This is a genomic window from Thermoplasmataceae archaeon (genome assembly GCA_038729425.1).
Taxonomy (GTDB): Archaea; Thermoplasmatota; Thermoplasmata; order Thermoplasmatales; family Thermoplasmataceae; genus B-DKE.
Genome location: JAVYSB010000004.1, coordinates 116,085 through 137,443, shown reverse-complemented (window position 1 = coordinate 137,443; position 21,359 = coordinate 116,085). Strand labels below are relative to the sequence as shown.

At 44.4% G+C, this 21,359-nt stretch carries 24 protein-coding genes, 1 tRNA gene and 1 other RNA gene; 12 read left to right on the top strand and 14 right to left on the bottom strand.

From position 1 onward, the window contains the following. Window positions 1–238: 238 nt before the first annotated feature. Window positions 239–700: an N-acetyltransferase gene (locus QW597_05380; GenBank protein ID MEM0156013.1), complete on the top strand. Its 462-nt coding sequence runs from the start codon at window positions 239–241 to the stop codon at window positions 698–700. Here QW597_05380 and QW597_05375 read toward each other — a convergent pair. Both QW597_05375 and ffs read right to left on the bottom strand, forming a co-directional pair. Further along, a complete protein-coding gene (locus QW597_05375) occupies window positions 685–1,827 on the bottom strand; it encodes an HD domain-containing protein (GenBank protein ID MEM0156012.1) in 1,143 nt (380 codons plus the stop codon). The genes QW597_05380 and QW597_05375 overlap by 16 nt on opposite strands. 21 nt (window positions 1,828–1,848) lie before the next feature. Then, an RNA gene (ffs, locus tag QW597_05370) (signal recognition particle sRNA) lies at window positions 1,849–2,153 on the bottom strand. 108 nt (window positions 2,154–2,261) lie between these two features. Between ffs and QW597_05365 the strand changes: the two genes are divergently transcribed. Genes QW597_05365 through QW597_05355 form a run of 3 tightly spaced genes read left to right on the top strand, consistent with a single transcriptional unit; the run spans window position 2,262 to window position 5,547 of the window. Then, complete coding sequence (locus QW597_05365; GenBank protein MEM0156011.1) at window positions 2,262–3,314, top strand: ABC transporter substrate-binding protein; 1,053 nt, start codon at window positions 2,262–2,264, stop codon at window positions 3,312–3,314. Between the two features lie 6 nt (window positions 3,315–3,320). Continuing rightward, window positions 3,321–4,397 carry an iron chelate uptake ABC transporter family permease subunit gene (locus QW597_05360; protein MEM0156010.1) on the top strand — a complete coding sequence of 359 codons (1,077 nt, stop codon included), beginning with the start codon at window positions 3,321–3,323 and terminating at the stop codon, window positions 4,395–4,397. Continuing rightward, window positions 4,387–5,547, top strand: coding sequence for an ABC transporter ATP-binding protein (locus QW597_05355; GenBank protein MEM0156009.1), 1,161 nt, complete (start codon window positions 4,387–4,389; stop codon window positions 5,545–5,547). The genes QW597_05360 and QW597_05355 overlap by 11 nt, the downstream gene beginning before the upstream one ends. Window positions 5,548–5,590: 43 nt before the next feature. Here QW597_05355 and QW597_05350 read toward each other — a convergent pair whose 3' ends face one another. Further along, on the bottom strand, window positions 5,591–6,448 hold the full coding sequence (locus tag QW597_05350) for an IS481 family transposase (protein ID MEM0156008.1): 858 nt from the start codon (window positions 6,446–6,448) through the stop codon (window positions 5,591–5,593). Between the two features lie 218 nt (window positions 6,449–6,666). Here QW597_05350 and QW597_05345 point away from each other — a divergent pair, with 218 nt between their 5' ends. Together QW597_05345 and QW597_05340 are read left to right on the top strand one after the other, a co-directional pair. Then, window positions 6,667–7,386, top strand: a complete 720-nt coding sequence (locus QW597_05345) for a flagellin (GenBank protein ID MEM0156007.1) — start codon at window positions 6,667–6,669, stop codon at window positions 7,384–7,386. 77 nt (window positions 7,387–7,463) lie between these two features. Then, entirely contained in the window at window positions 7,464–7,817 is a 354-nt protein-coding gene (locus QW597_05340; GenBank protein MEM0156006.1) for a DUF6114 domain-containing protein, read from the top strand. A gap of 29 nt (window positions 7,818–7,846) precedes the next feature. Here the strand turns inward: QW597_05340 and QW597_05335 are convergent, their stop codons facing one another. The 4 genes from QW597_05335 to QW597_05320 all read right to left on the bottom strand — a co-directional run bounded on the left by QW597_05335 (window position 7,847) and on the right by QW597_05320 (window position 11,138). Beyond that, window positions 7,847–8,416, bottom strand: coding sequence for a hypothetical protein (locus tag QW597_05335; GenBank protein MEM0156005.1), 570 nt, complete (start codon window positions 8,414–8,416; stop codon window positions 7,847–7,849). A gap of 57 nt (window positions 8,417–8,473) precedes the next feature. Further along, window positions 8,474–8,809 (bottom strand): hypothetical protein, encoded by a 336-nt coding sequence (locus QW597_05330; protein ID MEM0156004.1) that lies wholly within the window; start codon window positions 8,807–8,809, stop codon window positions 8,474–8,476. Window positions 8,810–9,250: 441 nt separating this feature from the next. Continuing rightward, window positions 9,251–9,478 carry a hypothetical protein gene (locus tag QW597_05325; protein ID MEM0156003.1) on the bottom strand — a complete coding sequence of 76 codons (228 nt, stop codon included), beginning with the start codon at window positions 9,476–9,478 and terminating at the stop codon, window positions 9,251–9,253. Window position 9,479: 1 nt separating this feature from the next. Then, window positions 9,480–11,138: an APC family permease gene (locus tag QW597_05320; GenBank protein MEM0156002.1), complete on the bottom strand. Its 1,659-nt coding sequence runs from the start codon at window positions 11,136–11,138 to the stop codon at window positions 9,480–9,482. A gap of 246 nt (window positions 11,139–11,384) precedes the next feature. Here QW597_05320 and QW597_05315 point away from each other — a divergent pair, with 246 nt between their 5' ends. Beyond that, window positions 11,385–11,714 carry a hypothetical protein gene (locus tag QW597_05315; GenBank protein MEM0156001.1) on the top strand — a complete coding sequence of 110 codons (330 nt, stop codon included), beginning with the start codon at window positions 11,385–11,387 and terminating at the stop codon, window positions 11,712–11,714. 388 nt (window positions 11,715–12,102) lie between these two features. Here QW597_05315 and QW597_05310 read toward each other — a convergent pair. Further along, window positions 12,103–12,183 (bottom strand) — tRNA-Ser (locus QW597_05310). Then, window positions 12,184–12,360, bottom strand: a complete 177-nt coding sequence (locus tag QW597_05305) for a hypothetical protein (GenBank protein ID MEM0156000.1) — start codon at window positions 12,358–12,360, stop codon at window positions 12,184–12,186. Between the two features lie 55 nt (window positions 12,361–12,415). Between QW597_05305 and QW597_05300 the strand changes: the two genes are divergently transcribed. The 4 genes from QW597_05300 to QW597_05285 all read left to right on the top strand — a co-directional run bounded on the left by QW597_05300 (window position 12,416) and on the right by QW597_05285 (window position 14,726). Continuing rightward, the gene (locus QW597_05300; GenBank protein MEM0155999.1) at window positions 12,416–12,646 is read left to right on the top strand and encodes a hypothetical protein; all 231 of its coding nucleotides are present in this window, start codon (window positions 12,416–12,418) and stop codon (window positions 12,644–12,646) included. Continuing rightward, the gene (locus tag QW597_05295) at window positions 12,647–13,000 is read left to right on the top strand and encodes a hypothetical protein (GenBank protein ID MEM0155998.1); all 354 of its coding nucleotides are present in this window, start codon (window positions 12,647–12,649) and stop codon (window positions 12,998–13,000) included. A gap of 105 nt (window positions 13,001–13,105) precedes the next feature. Continuing rightward, window positions 13,106–14,233 carry an FAD-dependent oxidoreductase gene (locus QW597_05290; GenBank protein MEM0155997.1) on the top strand — a complete coding sequence of 376 codons (1,128 nt, stop codon included), beginning with the start codon at window positions 13,106–13,108 and terminating at the stop codon, window positions 14,231–14,233. 10 nt (window positions 14,234–14,243) lie between these two features. Then, window positions 14,244–14,726: a DUF1641 domain-containing protein gene (locus QW597_05285; GenBank protein MEM0155996.1), complete on the top strand. Its 483-nt coding sequence runs from the start codon at window positions 14,244–14,246 to the stop codon at window positions 14,724–14,726. Between the two features lie 123 nt (window positions 14,727–14,849). On the opposite strand, the gene QW597_05280 is transcribed toward QW597_05285, so the two are convergent. From QW597_05280 to tuf, 3 genes are all read right to left on the bottom strand, one after another. Next, on the bottom strand, window positions 14,850–17,054 hold the full coding sequence (locus tag QW597_05280) for an elongation factor EF-2 (GenBank protein ID MEM0155995.1): 2,205 nt from the start codon (window positions 17,052–17,054) through the stop codon (window positions 14,850–14,852). A gap of 71 nt (window positions 17,055–17,125) precedes the next feature. Further along, on the bottom strand, window positions 17,126–17,440 hold the full coding sequence (gene rpsJ, locus QW597_05275) for a 30S ribosomal protein S10 (protein MEM0155994.1): 315 nt from the start codon (window positions 17,438–17,440) through the stop codon (window positions 17,126–17,128). A 10-nt stretch (window positions 17,441–17,450) separates the two neighbouring features. Further along, window positions 17,451–18,725, bottom strand: coding sequence for a translation elongation factor EF-1 subunit alpha (gene tuf / locus QW597_05270; GenBank protein MEM0155993.1), 1,275 nt, complete (start codon window positions 18,723–18,725; stop codon window positions 17,451–17,453). Between the two features lie 350 nt (window positions 18,726–19,075). Between tuf and mdh the strand changes: the two genes are divergently transcribed. Next, window positions 19,076–20,050, top strand: coding sequence for a malate dehydrogenase (gene mdh / locus QW597_05265; GenBank protein MEM0155992.1), 975 nt, complete (start codon window positions 19,076–19,078; stop codon window positions 20,048–20,050). Here the strand turns inward: mdh and queC are convergent. Beyond that, window positions 20,047–20,739 (bottom strand): 7-cyano-7-deazaguanine synthase QueC, encoded by a 693-nt coding sequence (gene queC / locus QW597_05260; protein ID MEM0155991.1) that lies wholly within the window; start codon window positions 20,737–20,739, stop codon window positions 20,047–20,049. The two genes, mdh and queC, sit on opposite strands and share 4 nt — an antisense overlap. A gap of 13 nt (window positions 20,740–20,752) precedes the next feature. Next, window positions 20,753–21,229, bottom strand: coding sequence for a 6-carboxytetrahydropterin synthase (locus QW597_05255; protein MEM0155990.1), 477 nt, complete (start codon window positions 21,227–21,229; stop codon window positions 20,753–20,755). Window positions 21,230–21,359: the final 130 nt, after the last annotated feature.

Genomic DNA, 21,359 nt, shown 5'->3' with positions numbered 1-21,359 from the left:
ACAACTTCAGGGGTGACATACTGAGACGGAAAAACGATATCGGTTTCGCGTTCCCTGTTCTCGGCATCAAAGATGAGTATGGGTTTACCGGAGGCAAGATCTTTAAGTGCATTTTCCATTGTACCACATTCTTTCTATCATTCCCGCAAATGTAATAAAGTTTTGGGTAATTACTCATAATTGAGTCAGTGCAATCCCATCTTAAAAGGCTTTAAAAGGATATGCGTTACAGCGTCACTTGATACTCAGGACTTTCAAAAAGGATGATCTCTCGGAAATTAAAAAACTTGAAAATCAAACTTTCAAGGTTGGGCCTTATTCGAAGCGTATGTTGAAGAAGATATTTACAGCTCCCGGAAGTTTTAATATAATCGCTGAGGAGGAAAAGAGTATCGTTGGCTATGCCGTTGTTCTTCCACTTGGGGATGGTTCATTCGATCTCGAGAGCATTGCCGTCGATCCAACCAGCCAGAACAAGGGTATTGGAAGAATGCTCATCCGGGAGATGGAGCGCCAAATGATCTCACGCGGCGGAAAAACATCCATACTGGAAGTCAGAGATACCAATGAAAAGGCGATAAAATTCTATCAGAGCAACGGGTATAAAATAGCAGAGCATATGGAGAGGTACTATAAACTCAAGGAGAATCTGAGCAGGGGAGCATACAGGATGGTGAAGAGACTTCAGACCAGCGAGTGAAGGAGATCATTTACTCTGTGAAATACATCTTTTCTTGCCGATACGACAATACTCCTGCTTTCAAGAGTCTCATTGAGCGACCTGACCAAGGGCGAAAATAACTCAAGTTGCCCAACCTTGCCGCCTCGCATTGCCTTGACCTCGCTTTTCGATCTACCTTTTCCTGAAAAACTTAATGGCGGAATAATATCAATAAACACCTCGCTGTCATTGAATTCCCGCAAACTTTCTCTTATGGTTTCTGTCATTTCCTTTGTGTAATTAACCTGAATTACTGGTTTCAGGAGTCTTCTGTCCAAAATGTCTGCCATCACTTTTCTGGAATTTCTCTGAGTTTTCAGGAAAGCGATCAGTTCCCAGTCATTCATCATGAAAGGATCACCCGGCATATCCTCTGAAACCGACATTGCAGAGACCATCATATTCTGGGCAATTCTGCAAGTTTTATGGAAGTATACAGAATTATACATTAAGACTCTGGAGATCAATAGAGATTCGACCGAAGGGATACCTTTTTCCTCCACGTAGATATCCTGATTTTCGACCCTTATTGTGTTTAAAATTCTCATATGATCTATTAGGCCTATGGCAACACCCGTCGAGAATGCGTCTCGCCTGAGGTAGTCCAGCTCGTCTGCGTCTATGCTTCCGCTGATGAGTGTTGATATCAATGGGAATTCCTTGCTCCCTACACGGACGATCTCTGATACCAGTTGAGGATCAACGGAATACTTTTCCAGGATGTTCGGTATAGAACTCGATCTGTAATTCCCAGCCCCAGAGATAATCTGTCCACCTACGTCCTGATGATCTTTTCCATACCTATCCCTGAAGAAATTCTCGAGGCTGTGACTCATTGCCGGGTGGCCTATATCGTGCAGCAATGCCGATGAAAGCAGCAGATCTTTCTCCCTGACATTGAAGAAGTCAGCCATTAGTTCCGCTATGTAATATGTACCGAGGGAATGTTCAAACCTGGTATGATTTGCCCCTGGAAAAACAAGGTTTGTAAGGCCCAGTTGCTTCACGTACCTCAGTCTCTGAAATTCAGGGGAATCGATGAGCTCCTCAAAAAGCCCACTAACCTTTACCGGACCATTTATGGGATCCTGAATTATCTTCGACATCTTTCCCTCGTTGAAAGATAATGCTGAACGCGCCAGAGTCGGGCCGAATGTCCTGTCGGGTGCCCCCTATATCGCCTCAGTCCCGCACCCCTTTAGCATCAAGAGTCCAGAATACCGTTGCTCCCTTCCGGACCTGGCGGAGTATTCTGGTAAGCACGCAGGGCAGTCTCCTTTGAGTCTTCCCCACAGGTCCTTCGATCCAAAGGGACAGAACTTCCCCGGTTCCATAGAGCCCGACAGAAGTCCGGTTGATCTTCCCTGGCTGTCGCCCCCGCCTATAGACTTCGGGTAACAGGAAGCGCCTAACTTCCCGGCCAAGTTCAGCCTGACCATATTCTTAGTCGTGATAAAATACTTTTCCGATTTTAGATGTATGCGAAACTATTATATGTAAAAATTACTTCACTTTTAGTAAGCAAACTTTAGGTGAATAGATGAACACAACGCAGAAATATATCATGACAATAGTTGTTGCTGGCGTGTTAGTCGTATCCGGCATAGCAGTATACACTTTTGTCTATGGTAAACAGCAATCCGATGGTATACAGTACATATCTGTTGTATCGGCAAACGGCACAAGGCAGACCATAGACCTGAACCTGTCAAACAGCTACCTTATAAGGCCAGCCAATTACACAGGCAATACATTCAGCTTCAGCGCCCCCATAAATAGAATTGTATCACTTGCTCCTTCCATAACAAGCACGCTCTATGGAATTGGTTCCATTGGGAAGGTTGTTGGGGTGGATGCCTTTTCTGATTACCCACCGAACTTAAATGTGACCGTAATGACCTACGATTCCGGTTATGCTATAAATGATGAACTCATAGCATATGCAAGACCACAGCTGGTAATAGCCCCCGGGGATGGATATTTCGCTTCGAATCAGGAAAATACGATTGCAAATACCTTTCACATTCCATTCCTTCTGATGTCGCCTAACAGTGTGCAGCAGATAGAGAACGAAACCATTGAACTTGGGCAGATTACGGGAAACTCAGCTAACGCGACAAATGTGAGCACATGGATGCAGAGCTCAATGACCGTTTTTTCCACTCATCTGGCGAATGTTACCAGCTACCTTAAAGCATTTTATTACTTGAGTGCACCTGGTGTCTGGACGGCTGGGGAGGGGACATTCATAAACCAGTTCTTCTCAATAGCGCACCTTGTTAACATTGCAAATGGAACCGGTTATTATCAGGAATCTCTAGAAAACATCACGGTTGCCGATCCCCAGGTGATTTTTCTTGACGAGTACGTGAACGGCAGTTATATCAGCGGAGAGCCCTTCGACAGTACATCTGCCGTAACAAACGGAAAGGTATTCACACTCTACAATGATGACGTGTTCAGCGAACCTGACTTCAGGGTGATATACGCTATAGGTTGGATGATCTCACAGGTATATCCACAGAACTTCAATGTTTCTAATATTCCTCAGTTTCCAGTCAGCCTTCAATATCAACCAGGGAGCGGTATCTGATCAAACATGGATTCTAACAAAAGGCTGAGGGGGAGATTGCTAGCTAGGAATAAAATCACCAGTACGATATGGCTTTTTATCATACTCCTATTAACCATTTTTTTCACCGTTTACTCCACTATGATCGGACCAGTAAAAATCTCCCCTCTGGAAGTACTTAAGGTCTTTGTGTCACAAATTCCATTTATAGGTGGAATGTTTCACCTGAACATATCACAGACCACGGATATCATCGTTGTTTACCTGCGTGAACCGGAGGTTCTTGGCGCGCTGGTGGTTGGAGCAACTTTGGGAACTGGGGGCGCAGTGGTTCAGAGCATCTTCAGGAATCCCATCACCGAGCCCTACATTATAGGCATATCAAGTGGAGCTGCACTTGGAGCAGTTTCAGCCATAGTGCTTTCAATAACTATTTTCGGGCTCTTCTCAATACAAGCTATGGCATTCATTTTTTCACTGATTGTAGTATTCATCGTGTATATTTTCTCATTCCGTGAAGGGAAAACCCCACCAACATTCCTCCTCTTGACCGGTATCTCGGTGTCTTTTTTCATTTCCTCGATTGTTGGTTTGCTGATTTACTCTAACATAAAACTTGCTGGAACCGCCTTTTTCTGGCTTATGGGTTCTTTTCAGGGAATAACCTGGAGTGAGTTGGGTCCAGTGGCAATTGTGATGTTATTAGCATTCATAGCAGAGTGGGCCATGAGCGGCCAACTTAATGCTTTCCAACTTGGGGAAGCCTATGCACATTCTATTGGAGTCCCGGTTGAGAAAACAAAGGGCATCCTTCTCGCTCTTGTCACGCTCAGTGTCTCTGCTGCGGTATCCATCAGCGGCCTTATTGGATTTGTGGGTTTGCTGATCCCTCACATATGTAGGCTTCTTTTCGGTGGATCCAACCGGATTGTAGTTCCTGCTTCCGCACTACTTGGGGGGCTATATCTTTTAATCGCCAATGACATTGCTAACACGCTATTGAGGGGAGAAGTGATACCAGTGGGCATAGTGACAGGAATGATAGGGATACCGTTCTTTCTATACCTGCTCCGGAGGATGGCAAGTGGCAACTATGAAAATTGAAGCCAAAGACCTTGAGTACCTAAATCAGTCATTCAGGCTGAATGTTGACAACCTCTTTATAGAAGAAGGTGGCATCACCGGTATAGGCGGCCCCAACGGTTCGGGAAAGTCCACTCTTCTCAAGATTCTGTACGGATATCTCAGACCCCTTCAAGGGGCTGTGCTAATAGACGGAGAAGATCTCAGGCAGATGAAAAGTACCAGAGTGGCGCGATCCATATCCGTTGTTCAACAAGAAACGCCCACGCCGATGAATTTTACAGTTGAGGACATAGTATCCATGTCCAGGTATGATACTCGACCTGATAGAGGCAGGATCGCGGAATCACTGAGGCTCTGCGGCATCGAACACCTGGGTGTACGCAAGTTCGAAGCTTTAAGTGGCGGAGAAAGACGCCTTGTGATGATTGCAGGAGCTCTATATCAAGGTACGGATATAATTATGCTTGACGAACCAACCACTTTTCTGGATGTCGATAAGGAAATCCGGATACTGGATCTCATAACTGACCTAAAGAAACTTGGGAAAACTGTCATAGTCGTTATACACGATCTGAACATACTCCGCCGAATCTGCAACCGCGTGATACTGCTAAGAGATGGCAAGGTAGTTGATCAGGGCTACCCTTCGAAGATATTTACGAGCGAAACCCTGGCTAAAGTTTACGGGTCAAGCTTTATCAGCTTCAGCACCCCTGAAGGCATAGTATGGAAACCTTTTAACCGGGTCGCTGACCGGGAAGTAAAGATACTTGTCATCGAAGAAGAGTTTTCCATGTATGGGCTTGCGTACAACATATGGAAGACCGGTCTCTTGGTCAGGAGAGTTCTTGTAGACGGAGATAGCAGGGGAACTGATGCGTTGATTCATGAAATAGATTCAATCTCAGCGGATACCAACTTTGTGATCCTTACAAGGAGATCACTGGACATAATGGGAAAGGGAATGGAGGAATTGATCCTCAAGTTTTCATCCAGAGGCAAACTTATGTTCATTGTGGATTATGAAAGCGAATCGAATAAAGCGATCATTCCTGACCGTGACCTTTATTTCCGGATTTTTGGCGTTGAAAAGTCTGTAACCGATATCTGCCGGGAAGTTCACGAGGCCTGCATCTCACTCTCTTCCCCTGCGCGTGAAGATGATTAAAAAGAAAGATAGAGCGAGAAACTATTGCCGTTTCGTAAAGATATCAAGACTTCCTTTGTATATTAAGAGGCGGTTTCCTCTCAACGAGGTACTGCTCCATGATCTGCTCAGGGGTGGTAACCTTATTCTCGAATCTCATTATTGGCCTGTTATTGTACCAGAATACAAAACTCTCGGGCTTGCTGAATGTCCACCTGAATCTATCGTAGTTCTGCCAGAATCTTGAGAGGGAAAGATGGAATTTGCTTCCGGATCTGTCGGTTTCGACATTATCCACACCGACTTTCTGTATAGTATATTTAAGGTCCGTAGCTCCATACAGAACGCTCAGGACTCCATCCCTAAGAATTAGGCGATTGATTTTGAGCCTGTTTTTGTCCACCATGGAAGCTATTGAATTCACCGTAGATTCAACCAGTTCCTTAGTTATCTTCCGGGATTCAATAAGAGAAAGAACCTTCCTTGTGGACATGTCAATGCATATGAGGGCATATGGTGAGTCCATACTGCTCTGGTGATAGTCCATGAAGAGTGTGTTGAAAGGTGGTTCAAGGGACATTTCACGCCCTTGGGTGGTGCCCGGCCTGCGATTACGGATCATGTTACGGCTTCTCATGTAATTGTATATCTGATAATATGAGATGTCCCTTCCCTTGCTCTTTAGCAGGTAAAAAATGGTTCTTGATCCTATCTTGTACGAATTCCAGAGATCCTCAATTTCCTTTGCTGTACTTTCAGGCATGATAGATTCCTTTCTCCTTTCTCCGGTGGCGGAATTGCCTTCCCTGATAATCTGCTGTATCCTTCTTGGCGTGACGGAGAACATCCTTGCCAGATCTCTTACCTTATAGCCTCCTTCAACGCTCTGCAGTATGAATCTCTTGTCATCTGTACTTAACATTACCTTCAGATGCCATTCTAGAAAAGAGATAAAACGGTTTTTTGCCAGTTCACATATACACTCTAGGTCACCATCATACATCTGAACATATGTATGGGAAACTTTAACCCCTTGAGGTGTGTTATCACGAAAAATTTCGCATTCTTAACGTTTTTTGTTTAAATACAAACCTAGTCATATACACTAGTACCAGACAAAGTAAAGGAGTGCTAATGAACATGAGTAAAACCTTGGTGACTTTAAAAAAGTTACTCAGGAAATATTTCAGCCTTAAGTCGGATGTCAAATCCGAAACAGGTATCGGAGTTCTGATTATATTCATAGCAATGGTCCTGGTAGCAGCAGTTGCTGCAACTGTTCTGCTTCACACAGTATCGGTCCTGGAGCTTAAGGCCACCCAAACGGGCACCACGACAATCGACCAGGTTTCAGGAGGAATTGCAGTTAAGCAGATAATAGGGTATGACAGTGCAAATCCACCAGCGGCTGGGGGAGTTAAGTTCCTTGCTATATTTGTTGCACCGCTATCCGGCGCCTCATCGGTAAACCTGGGTAATGTCAGTATAAGTCTATCGATCAATGGTGATACTTCAGTGCTAGTCTACAACAGTTCCCTCTTCAATGACGTGTCGCAGAGCGGAACTGTTAACCTGTTTGGCCTAGGGATATGGAGCAACCTCTCTAGCGCGAAGCATGATGCCACAAATTTCGGGGTGATTGCATACTTCAACCCGACTGGAAGACTTACCGCGAATTTCCCCACAATATCCGGAGATGATCAGGCTATCATTGCCCTGAATGTCACCAATGCTTTCGGGACAAACATAACTCAGGGAATGCAGGTCTCTGGACAGATTACGCCAGAGGCGGGGACTCCGGCTCTGATCGACTTTAACGCACCGGTTGCGTTCAACTCGAAATCTATAACGCTGCAGTAGACACCTCAGCCCTCTAAGGAGGGCCCCTCATTTGGGGGGAAGTTATTCTTTATTATCCTGGTTTACATCTGCAGATAATGCCGAGGGTTGAAAAATCAATTCTGGATTCCTCACTGGTATCACTAGTTGCGGGCCTGGTGGTTCTTTCCGTTGGGGTATATCTCGTGTTTCTGGGTTTTTACTATTTTGGACTGATAGGAATTGGCTGGGGTGCAGGCATCATAGTTTCGTCCGTGCTTTTGCTGTTTTATCCAGGGAAACACATGATACTTGGAACCATTATAATTCTGCTTTCTCTAGGAAGTTGGTATGGTACCTCCGGAGGACTAATCGCAGGCTCTATAATAGGAATAATCGGTGGTTTCATGACCATCATCTGGAACAAGAGGGAGACTGGGCCGGCCAGATCGAACTCAACGTCCAAGCAATGAGGGAAAACCAAACTATTTTGAAGCCAGCGTCATTTTAAAACTCTCAATGCCGTAATAAGATCACTGGCTTCATTGACCGCCAACTCTTCGATGCTTTTTTTCCTAAGTCTCTTAAGTGCACTTTCCACCTCATTCTTTGCTGGCGATGATTTTTGCAGATGCCGGATGAACTTAAGCTGCTTCTCTGTCGCGGGTACATCCCCGTAATCACGCTTCTCTGTTCCGCTTAGAGGCTTTAGATAATCAATTAGATCCGAAGCCTCACTTGAATCGATCTCGGCCAAGGATTTCTTCCTTGCCCTTTGAAGAAAATCGCTCACATACGATCTTGATTCTTCACTTCTCTGAAGGCTTTCAATATACGATATCTGTTTAGGGGATGCGGGTCGTGTGACATTTACTGCGACCGTATTATTTTTAGGGTTCATCCCTCTCAGCCGATCAATGAGTTCAGAAGCTGACTTTACGGAAAGATCCTTTATATCTGAAGCTTTCTGGGTATTCAGGTATGCCACGATTACATCGTTCCTCGCTGTATCCTCATTTATTAGCCTTTCAATATATTCAATCTGTTTTGCAGTAGGCCCTGATTTAACCATGTTTTCACGACCAGATTCCTATGAATGGTATTCATGAATCAATAGAAAACGCTTCCGCTACCACCTCTCTATTCTACCTTTCCGCTTTCTAAGTGAGCAGGAATCGATAAGGGCGCCAAGTACTATATCAGCATCACCAAGGAATGGAAGGCTGGAATTTAGACCTTCACCGAGAAGTCTTAAAATTCCATTCCTAGACTGGTCATACCCCAATGACTTTAGATCTCTGCATACAGGCTGAAGAGCACTCTCAAAATCCTTGCGAAACTCTATAGCCAATCTATTTCTTGCCCCCAAGACACCCACGTGTTTTCCAACTGTTCCGTCGCTCTTTTTCCATTGATCAAACTTTTTCTTAAGATAATCGGATGTTTCCGATGAAAACTCTTCCACGGTGAGTAATTTAAAATTATTATAAGAGTTTTTTTGACTCGTTCACGATTGGAACCATAACTATTTGCTTCTCTCGTTTGCCTTGTATAACTTTATTCTCCGTGGCACTATTTTTCGAAGCGTTCGATACATAGAAATCTTTAGATAAAAGTTTTCACATAAGCTGGCTTCATACGTTCTTTTCCACATACTTCGTCAATTAGCAAGAAGAAGTGGAATTTCGATTGGAATTATTGTTGGACCTTCTGAATCGCTTGAACTGAATCTAAATTTCCTGCCCATAAGAGTTCTTGTTACTAGAATGAACAAAAATAATGGTAAATAAACTATTTACGTCGTTGAAAACTTTGTGAAGTTTGCGTCTTCTATAATCGCAATAGTTCGTTTTCGAAAAAAAATTAAAAAGAGGAATTGGGAAAAATTAAAAAAAAATAATTTGGTTTATTTCTTGTTTGGCCTTGTCGGAGAGTTGAGGCTGGCCATGGCTATGGCAACTATTACTCCCACCGCGAAAATCAATGCGTACAGGATTCCAGCTGGCGGAATTTCTGATACATTCAGCCCATAATTCGGAATAGGGGGTGTAATCAGTGTCTGATAAATTAGCAGACCAAGCCCAACCACACCTATGGCAATACCAATCAAAGCCCCGGTAACATATTTATTCATCTTACTCCCCTCCACCAGTTTTGAAAGGTTCATCCTCAGGCTGAAGATACTGTGAATCAAGAGTAACGATTTCCTGGATTTCCTCTGTCCTTATTCCACTGTGCTCTGCCCAGAAGTAGAAGGCTATTGCCACAACTATCACCATCAGTATATCATACGGATACGGAACATAATTATATCCACCGTAAGCCGTTTCTCCCAGGAACGATTCCAGTGAAAGCACAAGTATGTACACAGGGACCCATAGCCCAGCTTTGATGAACTTAGACGAGTGAATGCCTTTCCTAGAAATATCGTCCTTCTTCTTCGTGAAATAGAATACAGCATATACTATGAGACCAAGGTATATGGCAATCGCAAGCTCTCCTACCAGTGGCCATCCAGACCAGTAAACAATGAGAGATGCTCCTATGAATGCCAGTGGAGCCAGTATGGCAGACCCTGGAAGGTTAAACGGCCTCTTGAGATCTTTGGCGTTTCTTCGCAGCGATCTTAGAGCAGGCCCGCCTATCAGATAAGTGAAGACAGTGGCGCTGGTTATGAATCCTACCAGCTTATACCAGCTCGGAAATGGAGCAAAGAATATAATTCCCACAATCAGCGATATTACTAACGGCAATACAGGAATTCTTCTCTTTTCATCCACTTTTATCAGCGATTTTGGCAAATACCCAAGCGTTGCAGTTCCGTAAAGAGTTCTCATTGATGTGCCCAGGTACACGCTGAGCGTACCGCTCGGCGATACATATGCGTCAGCAAACAGCACATAGGTCAGCATGACCAGACCGACTGATGACGCTATGGATGCGAACGGAGCAGAATTGAGATAGCCAATTTGCGGATATAGGGTGCTACTTGATAGGGATGAAAGTGAGCCCCACGCACCCTGCGGTATCCCAAGATTGGTGAAATTAATTGCCCCAACGAACGCGACCTGAAGCAACACATAGATAAGCAATCCGATAAGCACCGAACCGATTGTCGCAATAGGTATGGACTTCTGAGGAGTTTTTGTTTCGCCGCCATAATCCAGACCCTGCCTGAAGCCCAGGAAAGAGAATACAATTCCAGATGTGGCAACTGCCGCCATTACAGGAGCGAAGCCGTAAGGCATGAATCCAGATCCAGTGGTGCCCGTCTGAATAGTAAAGAAGTTTGCAATATTGAATCTTACCGTTATAAGAAGCAATATAGTTATCAAAGGTAGGATCATTTTCCACCATGTCATACCAGAGTTTGTTTTTCCCATTACTCTAATTCCCCAGTAATTCAGGAAAAAGAAAAGTACCATTAGCAATGCTGCGAAGAATATGCCTATTGGTTGTAGAACTACATTATTGTAAAGGAGCGTTCCACCAGAAATATACGGGTTTGCGTATTCAATTACGGCCTCAGCTTCTATAGCAGGAACAGACACTGCGGACAGAAAATAAGCCCACGCCATAAAATATCCAGCCATGTTCCCGTGTGAATACTGTCCGTATCTCACAATAGCACCGGACCTAGGTATCATAGCCCCAAGTTCCGCATAGTTCATGGCTATGATGAGCACTATCACCCCGCCTATAATCCATGAAAGTATGGCTGCAGGTCCGGCTATCGAAGACGCACTGTAGGCAGCAAACAACCAGCCAGAACCTATGATCCCTCCCAGACTCAAAAAGAGGAGGTCCCAAGTGTTTAGGCGGGTCTCAATTTCTTATCAGACTTTTCCGCGACTTCTTCCATTTCAGTCATGTTGCAGTAATATGTAGATAGTAGTATATAAATGTATGTGAATCTGTCTCACGGCGACGTCTGCCAAATTAGATAATGTCATATATCGAATAGAGGAACAATATTGCCTGAAATATTTAGTTTACCAAAACCAGCTTCATCGTTTTCAGCTTGATTGATTTTTAAGAAGATGAATGAATTCAGGGCGATCACAACTCTTCCAGGCATCGTGGAATCAATCAGGAATGCAGTCAAGCATGCAGCAGAAAATGGCGACAAACAGATGAATAGGACACGGGTCAACCTGTCCGAGCTGGAGTCAATCCAGAAGGATATCATGGCCATTCTTTCCCACATGAGGAATCCGGTGGTTGACATTCCACAGCAGGAAATAGGTGATGAAAAGGAAAAAAGGAAAGAGGAATACGAGATGTTCTTCAAGGACAAGATATCCGTGCAATTCAATGTTATTGCGAAGGTCCTGAGCAAGGTCCACAGCGAACAGACAGACAGCCTTTAGAGGCATTTCCTCTATCCTGATGACTTTGATATATTGCTCAGGGGAGTGGACAGTATAGCAACGTGGGAAAAGAATTCAGGTAAAAAAGACCGAAGGGATTAGGAAGTCAAGAGGTCAAAAGAAGAGACCCGGAAGAGATTGAAGAAGAGGAGTATCGTATGAATCCTTTGAATTATGAGGAAAATAATCAAGGAAGAGAAATGCAGAAAGAGGCGAAGAGATTATGATTTTACCTTTTCTTTTCGGTTTGGGCGCTTTTGCATTGATCTTGTGGCTTCTTTACAGGGCTTCCGATGTTCGATTACAGGGTCGTGGGAAATAAGTTTGAGTATATAAAGAAAGGACGTTTTAATATTAAAACTGAAAGATTCGCTGAAAAAATACAACGCGCGGGGAGAGGGATTCGAACCCTCGCTCTCATAGAGAAACAGCTTAGCAGGCTGCCGCCGTACCACTGGGCCATCCCCGCTTACGTACTAAAGCGGTCCTGAAGATCATTGGCAACCTGTTCAAGAACCTCCTCAAAATCTTCGTTTTCAAGCGTAATGACCTCTCCTGTCGGCAGAGTGATCTTTGCATAGTAAACTTCCCCATCCTTTGAGATTTCAACCTCAGCAAGCATATCGCTCATAATGACCTCGCTCATGATAGATCGGTACATATTATAATTTTCCCGCCGGAATACGGATCACCACACCCTAATGTTTTCAGAAAGTACAAATACCCTTGGAGATTTAGCAAATGAAAACATGAGCGATCCTGTCTCAGAGCGAATTCAAAGAGAAATTGCCTACTTGAAGGCAATTAAATCTGAGATTTTGCGGGATATTGCGGACATGAGGCCGATTGTGGAACATAACACCCTCCGAAGAGAACAACTTCTTAGAGATCTTGAAAAGTCAAAACAGATTATCAGGGAGCTGAAGGGATAATTGATCGATCAGACGAAGATTACTGCTCTGAGAGAAATTTTCAAGGGAGAGGAAATGAGTACAATTACTGCAATACTAGAGAATTATGAGAGATACGAAAGTGATATTAATGAATTGTTAAGCCTGTACTATGACCACAGAAACCTCAGTGCAGAGCTTTCTTCACTCCAGACTAAGTACTCTGCCCTGAACATTGAGCTTTACGATCTTTATATGGCTGTACACAGCAATGCGATAGTGATAAGCGCGAAGATCGCCGAAAGCAATTTAATGAATAAAGGTATCAAGGAAAGCCTAATGGTAGAATTACAAGACATTCTTGATGAATACTTGATATTCAAGGGGTTCAGATAGTCGATCCTTCTACCACCATAACCATTGAAGCAGATTATGGGTAATTGATACTGTAAGGAAAAGAATCTTAGGAAAGATGTAATATTATCTCGAGGATGATAGCAGTTGGTTATTAGGAAAAGGTTGATAGTCATAGGTGACGGTGCTTCAGGAATCTCACTGGCTAACAAAGTCAGAATGCTTACAGATGAGAGAGAAGTGGAAATTGTAATCATAGGGAACACCCCCGATCACTTTCTCAAGGAAGATGGCCCACAGATAGTTTTTGGGTTGAAAAACTACAGGAAAAGCGTGAAAAAAACGAAATTCTTGATTAACTACGGGATCAGTTATATTTCAGATGAAGCTGTCGCCATTGACACTGCCAATAAGAATGTATCTGTAAAATCCGGCAAGGCGTATGATTTTGATTATCTGGTGATTGCGCTTGGAGGTAGACCTTTCCCGGAAGGTGTTCCAGGTTACGTTGGTGAAGCTATGAACTTTCAAGACCTTGCTGGTACGATTGATCTTCGCGAAACAATAAACAAATTCAATGGCGGCAATGTTGTGATAGCAAACTCTCCGGGCACCAGGATTGACAAATTCCTGATGTATGAATTTGCTTTTCTGTTCAGAGAACTCGCTGCAGAGAGAGGATTTGTTGCAAATACAAAATTCAGTTTTGTTTCAGAGGGCGGTGATTCCGTCACATTGGCTTTTGATAAAGAGCTAGAGTCCTTGGGATTTGAAATTTATCGTGATTTCGAGGTAAATGGAATTAGTTCGAAGAATAAAGAACTTCAGGCTGTGGACGGAAAGGCTATTAAATATGATTTACTTATTCTTTCCCCCCCGTTTAAACCAGAAAAAGTTCTGACTGCCTCCAAAATATCGTCAAAGGATGGATTTGTTGCTGTAGACCCTGATCGGCTGAATGTACTTGGACAGGAAAGTATCTTCGCCATAGGCGAATGTACTGATCTCAAAGTGTCAAAGTGCCTTGGCGCTTCTCTTAACCAGGCAGCCTACCTTGCAAAGATCATTGCCCACAGGATCTCCGGATCCTACTACGAAGCCCGTTATGATGGGTCATTAGTTTCCTCCGTCCTGGTGGGTAAGCAGAGATCTGTCACGGTTTTCTCCAATTACAGCAGACCAGTCCTAGCCTCTTACGGTAGCTTCACGGATTATATCGTGAATATGACGTCAACAGAGACATACTTCTCGGCCGCAATCAGAGGAGTACTTTGAGGTGATTACCATGGAAGATAAAGAAATTGAAAATTTAAGCGACATAGACCTGGAACCTTATCTGAAGCAGATTCTTGGAAACAAGAAGTTAATTCGAAATGCTCTTGGCACTCTGCAGAAGATCACTGACCCTGGCACCCTTTCTGCAATGAATAGGTTTCTTGAGGAGTTTTCACCGGGGGACATTGAGGCACTGATCTCCATAATTTCGTCCAAGGAACTGATAATCCTTCTAAAGAAGACCGTAGGGACCTTGAGCGGACTGTCATACGCGCTATCTAGGGAAACAACCTCCGACACTCTCCAGAGTTTGCTTTATAATCTCGAGGATGTGAGCGAATCCATGGTAGATGGAGCAAAGAACCCCCAGCCACTTTCGCTGTTCAGACTGCTGTCTTTATTGAAAGATGAAGAGGTAGCGTCCGGCATGACAGCCGTAATTGGTGCTCTTAAGGCTATTGGAAGGACCCTTAAGAAAGTTGAGACGGAATGAATGCCAAAAGTGCAACTCATTCCTGTCACTTTATGCTGGCGCTACCTAAAATTAGGGCGAAAACTAAAAGTATTATATAAAAAAGAAGAAAACTAAAAACTATTTCAGTGTGGTTGAATAAATTTAGAGTTGAGAGTAGTAGTTCGCGTCATAGGGTTCTGGTTTCAGACCCTTTCTTTCCCTGATCTTTGCCACAACTTCCTTCTGCAACTCAATGGGAACTCTCTGGTACCCAGCATTTTCAGAGTTCCAAAGGACTTTTCCTCCAGTGGCGCTCCGAATGGCTGAGGCAAATCCGAACATACCAGCAACTGGCACATTGGCAATAACAACCATGTCGTCCCCTTCCTGATTCATCTCCATTACCACGCCGCGTCTCTGCTGAATTTCATTGGTAACTGATCCCATAATTTCTATTGGAACGTTTATGTAGACTTTCTGCACCGGCTCCATCAGGATACGGTTAGCCTGGCACATTGCACCGTTCAGCGAGTTTCTACCCGCAGGGATTACCTGGGCTGGTCCCCTGTGAATGCTATCTTCATGAAGCTTTGCGTCAACCAGACATGCCTTGATCCCAGTTACCCTTTCATTTGCAAGCGGTCCCCTGCTTATGACCTCGTTGAACGCCTCGATCAGAAGTTCAAAGGTCTCATCAAGATACTGGATACCCTTGGTAACATCTGTGAGTACATTGAATCCTTCCACAGCTTCTAAACCTCTGGCTTCTTCCCTGGAAAAACCTGCTTTCTGCAACAGGTCGATTATGGTTTTCTTGTCCTTGAACTTGGTGCCCTGTGGAAGCACATTATCCTTGATGAGCTGAATAACGGCTTCTTCGAGAGGCTCGACCGTGAAATAGAACCTGTTATGCTTGTTCGGAGACTTACCCTCGAATGGACCTCCCTTTCTCTCCACAGTCTCCCTGTAAACTACAAGGGGTTCTGAGGTTTCAACCTCCACCTTATAGTCGTTCTTTATCCTGTACATCGTAACCTCAAGGTGCAGTTCTCCCATCCCAGAGATAAGGTGTTCACCCGTTTCTTGATTAATATCTATCTGTATGGAGGGATCGGCCTTTGACACATTCCTGAGAACCTCAATTAACTTTGGTAGATCCTGAGTATGTTTTGCCTCGATGGCCAGCGTTACTACCGGATCTGAATAATGGACCATCGGCTCGAATGGATCCATGTCAGGCTGGGACGAAACAGTGGAACCCGCAATTGCTCCTTTCAGTCCGACGACAGCCGCGATGTTCCCTGCAGCAATTTCGTCCACTGGTATACGGTCCGGCCCCACCATCATTGAAAGTAATTGAACTTTGTACTTTGTTGATCCGGCGCCGTTGATGTAAAGTTCGCTGCCTTTCCTGACTGTGCCGCTAAAAACACGCCCGACGGCGATTTCACCAGCATGCGGATCAATTATGATCTTGGTTATCATCATGGATACCTTGCCCGTGTGATCACAGGTCACCATCGACTTACCGATTTCAGAATCAAGGTCTCCTTTCCATATCTGCTCAACCCTGTATCCCTGAGCCTCCCGGGGGTTTGGAAGATGTCTGATAACCATATTTAGTATAATCTGATGGAGCGGGGCCAGTTTTGCTAGTTCCTTCTGCTTTCCAGCTCTTACATATTCGACTATCTCCTTGAAACTTATCTTCGTCCTAGCCATGGCTGGAACGGAAATTGCCCAATTATTGAATGCAGACCCGAAAGCAACTCTTCCTTCCTGAACATTAACCTGCCAGGCCTGCTTGAATCTCTCAGTTGAATACTTATTAAGAAGTCTGTTGACATCAGTAATAATTTTGACAAACCTCTTCTGCATTTCTTCTGCATTGAGCTTGAGTTCGTTTATGAGTCTATCAACTTTGTTTATAAACAGGACGGGTTTAACCCTTTCCCTCAGTGCCTGTCTAATAACAGTCTCGGTTTGAGGCATAACACCCTCCACAGAGTCCACAACAACGATGGCACCGTCCACGGCCCTCATGGCCCTTGTGACGTCGCCCCCAAAGTCTACGTGACCAGGAGTATCGATAAGGTTAATCAAATAATCCTCCCCATTGAAAACATGAACCATTGAAGCCGTAGCGGCATTAATTGTAATTCCTCTCGCCTGCTCCTGCTCATCAAAATCAAGCATTAACTGCTTTCCGGCCAGTTCCTCACTCATCATTCCTGCGCCGGCTATAAGATTGTCACTTAATGTTGTCTTTCCATGATCAATGTGTGCTGCTATCCCAATATTTCTTATTCTATCCGGGTTCTCAATTAAAGCCATCGCTTTTGCAATATTGTCTTCTTTTCGACCCATAAATTAACACCATTCAACGTTAAAAACGTAATAAAAGAGTAATATATAAGATGTGAGAAGTTAAAAATAACTTAACTCTTTATTTGAATCTCTATCTGGACCCCATCGGGAATAGGTATCCTCATCAACTGCCTGAGTGTTCTTTCGTCCGCGTCAACGTCGATGAGCCTCTTGTGTACCCTCATTTCCCATCTGTCCCACGTGGGAGAACCTTCCCCATCAGGGCTCTTTCTCACTGGTACAACGAGTCTCTTTGTAGGCAATGGAACTGGTCCATGAACCTCAACACCAGTTCTCTTCGCAATTCCCTTAATCTCGTCACAGACAACATCTACTATTCCATGTTCGGTTCCGCTCAATGAGATTCTAGCTTTGTATGATGCCAACTGTTTCACCTTATTTGACTTCAACATCTATACACTGGCCAGCGGCCACAGTTTGACCCATGTCCCTGACAGCGAATCTCCCGAGTTGCGGGAATTCAGACACCTTCTCAATAACGAGAGGTCTGTCCGGAATAATTTTCACGATTGCGATGTCTCCCGTCTTTATGAAGTCGGGTTTCTCCTTCAGGGTCGTACCGTCCTTAGGGTTAAGTGTCTTGACAATTTCCTCAATACGGCAAGCAACCTGTGAAGTGTGTACGTGGAATACCGGTTTATACCCAACTGCAATTACGCTAGGATGGTTCAGAACGACGATCTGTGCTGTAAAGCCCTTCACTACCGTAGGTGGCGAGGACTGTGACCCGCATACATCTCCCCTCTTAACATCATTCTTCGCGATTCCCCTTACGTTAAAACCAACGTTGTCTCCAGGTTCTGCCTGCGTCATGTTCTCATGATGCATTTCAATGGATTTGACCTCACCCTGTTTATCAGCTGGCTGGAAAACGACCTTGTCTCCAACTTTCAATATTCCAGTTTCTATTCTTCCTACTGGTACAGTACCGATACCGGTGATCGAGTAAATATCCTGCACTGGGAGTCTAAGTGGCTTGTTGGTCGGCTTTTCCGGGACCTTCAATGAATCCAGTGCTTGAAGAAGAGTCGGGCCGTTGTACCATTTAAGGTTCTCTGAAGGCTTCAGGATATTATCACCCTTGTAACCGCTAATAGGGATGATAGGAACATTCTTGAACCCGATGGACCCAAGCAGCTTCTCTATGTCAGCTTTTACCTGCTTGTATCTCTGCTCGCTGTATGGCGGCTGAGTAACATCCATCTTGTTTGCAAGCACAATGAGCTGCTGCACACCAAGCGTTCTCGCAAGGAAAGCATGCTCTCTAGTCTGGGACATGACGCCTTCACCGTCTCTGCTGGAAACAACGAGCATTGCGGCATCGGCCTGGCTTGTACCGGTAATCATGTTCTTAACAAAGTCCCTGTGTCCTGGAGCGTCTATCAGTGTAAAATAGTACTTGTCAGTCTCGAACTTTTTATGGTTCAGATCAATGGTAACTCCCCTTTCTCTCTCCTCTTTCAGCCTGTCCATAACCCATGCGAACTCAAACGTCGCCTTCCCCTTTTCGGTGGCTTCCTTTCTATACTGATCAATAATATGGGCAGGAACTTCCCCATGCTCAAAAAGCAATCTGCCTACGAGTGTTGATTTTCCATGATCGACATGCCCAATTGTGACTAAGTTTATGTGTGGTTTCTGCTGTGCCATTTCTTCACCTTTCTAACTATCATTCTTATCGTGTATAAGGATTTTGTTTAGTCTTATCCTTATTCAAACCTGAACGTAATTTATTGGTTAGATATATACCCTTTTATCAAGAGATTTTTCTCCCATAATGAGGGCAATGATTGATTGCTAGGAAAATTCAATGAATCTAACCGAAACTTCGACAAAGAATAAGGGAGGATGATTGTCGTTTCCATTCTTTCCACCACAACTTTCCATGCCACATTTTTTTCTCTATGAGATTATTCCAGGTCAAATTCGACAGCCTTAATTTAAATCCAATAAAATCTGATATACTCAAAGTATTTTTACCCTTAACCGCTTCATCCTACATGGCAAGACCGAAGATTTCTGTAATAGGCGCAGGAAATGTTGGCGCCACGGTTGCACAGATACTGGCTCTGAAGGAAATAGGAGATGTCTATCTGTTTGATGTGGTGGATGGAGTTCCAGAGGGAAAATCACTGGACATACTGGAAGGTGGACCACACTGGAAATCGGACAGTCTGGTATCAGGCTATACGACTATAAACAAAGAAAATTACAAAAATCTTGAAGGATCGGACGTTGTTGTGATCACCGCCGGACTGGCGAGAAAACCGGGAATGAGCCGTGATGATCTGCTCCAGAAAAATATTGAGATAATGATGGACGTTGGGCAGAACATAAAGAAATATGCCCCCAGATCCAAACTTGTTGTAGTAACAAACCCTGCCGACATCATAGCCTATGCTCTGCAGAAGATTACCGGGATAGCTCCTTCCAGGATAATTGGGCTTGGTGGATCCCTAGACAGTGCCAGATTCAAGGCGTTCCTGGCACAAGAACTCAAAGTGTCTGTGGAGGATGTCAACGCATTTGTAATAGGCGGCCACGGCGACGACATGGTTCCATTTATCAGATACTCCAGCGTGGCCGGTATCCCAATCAGCAATCTGCTTTCCAAGGACAAAATAGACGCAATTGTAAAGAGAACCAGACTTGGCGGCGGTGAAATCGTTAATCTGCTTAAGACCGGAAGCGCTTACTATGCCCCCGGGATTTCGATTGTTGCAATGGTTGAGTCCATTGTCAAGGGAAAAAACAGGGTCATCCCGTGTGCAGCGTACCTAACGGGAGATCACGCAAAGCACTATGGCGCGAAGGACCTATTTATCGGCGTCCCCATCAAAATCGGTGAGAACTGTGTGGAAGAGATCTATGATATGGATTTCAACAATGAGGAGAAAGTGCTTTGGAACAAAACTGTCCAGTCCGTAAACGAGAGTTGCCGCAAGGTAGATGAAATCCTGAAAGGAAAAATCTAACCTTTAATTTTTTTTAAAAATTCTTTGTAAAAATCTGGATATTTTTCATATTTCAGGGGATCGGGGATCCCGGCTTCCATGAATCCTTTTAGCCTGAGCAGGCATGAATCACATTCACCGCACGGCAATTCTCCCCCATTGTAGCATGAATAGGTCAAGTCGTAGGGAACCCCAAGACTGTGCCCAATAGAAATGATTTCTGATTTTGACAGGAACTGCAGCGGGACGTCAATTCTGATCCTTCCCGTATTCCCGACCTTTGTCCCAAGATTGATTGCGTTTTCAAACGCTGCGAAGAATTCTGGCCTGCAGTCCGGGTACCCAGAGTAATCCACCGCATTCGCACCAATGAAGATTCTGTCTGCACCGGCAGTTTCAGCAAATGCAGCAGCGATTGCAAGGAAAATAGAGTTCCTCGCCGGGACATAGGAAGTGGGAATATCTCTCCCAATTTCTTCAACCTTCCTCTTTTCTACCGGTATATCCGCAGTCAGGGAGCTCCCTCCAATTTTACTGAAATCCATCTCGAAGACCACGTGCCTGACATTAAAATGATCTGCTATCCTCTTTGAAGCCTGTATCTCTATGGAATGCCGCTGACCATAGTTGAAGCTCAATGCCGTTACATCGTAACCCTTTCTTTTGGCAATTGCGAGGACAGTGCTGGAATCCAGTCCACCAGAGAGCAGGGATATAGCTCTCTCACTCGTTTAGAATCACTTCCGAGTATGCTCCCTGCCCCGGGCCCTCCTGAACGCCGATTTCGATGCCCTTTACGTTCCCAAGCTTCCGGAGTTTATCTGCCAGATCCTTAGATATCATATTGGAAAGGTCTTCACTTGACGAAGACTCGGTATTACAAATACAGACATCACTCTGAGGGACAGTTAATTTCTTGTTTCCGTAGCTGATCTCACAGATGCCGCCACTGCATGTATGCCCTATGACGTCACTCAGGGCTGGAACCAGAAGCTTATGATCCATGGGTGCAATCGCGCTCATGACGTACCGGTAAACTTCATCGTAATCCACCACGATCCCGTCAACCGGGTCACCCCATATTCTTACCATTATTGCGTAGTCATGACCATGTAACCTCGAACACTTGTTATGAGACGGAATGAAATGGGCTGCCGAAAACCTAAGTCCTGCCTGCCACCCATCAACTATTACCTGCATACACTGGTATGCGGAACTGAATATTAATCGTTGACTATCCGGTCTTCAGATCATGTTGCCATCGAACCCTCTGCGAGGGTTGTTGCACAAAATGAGTCCGCTTAGAGGCTGACGAGCACATTCGCTATTT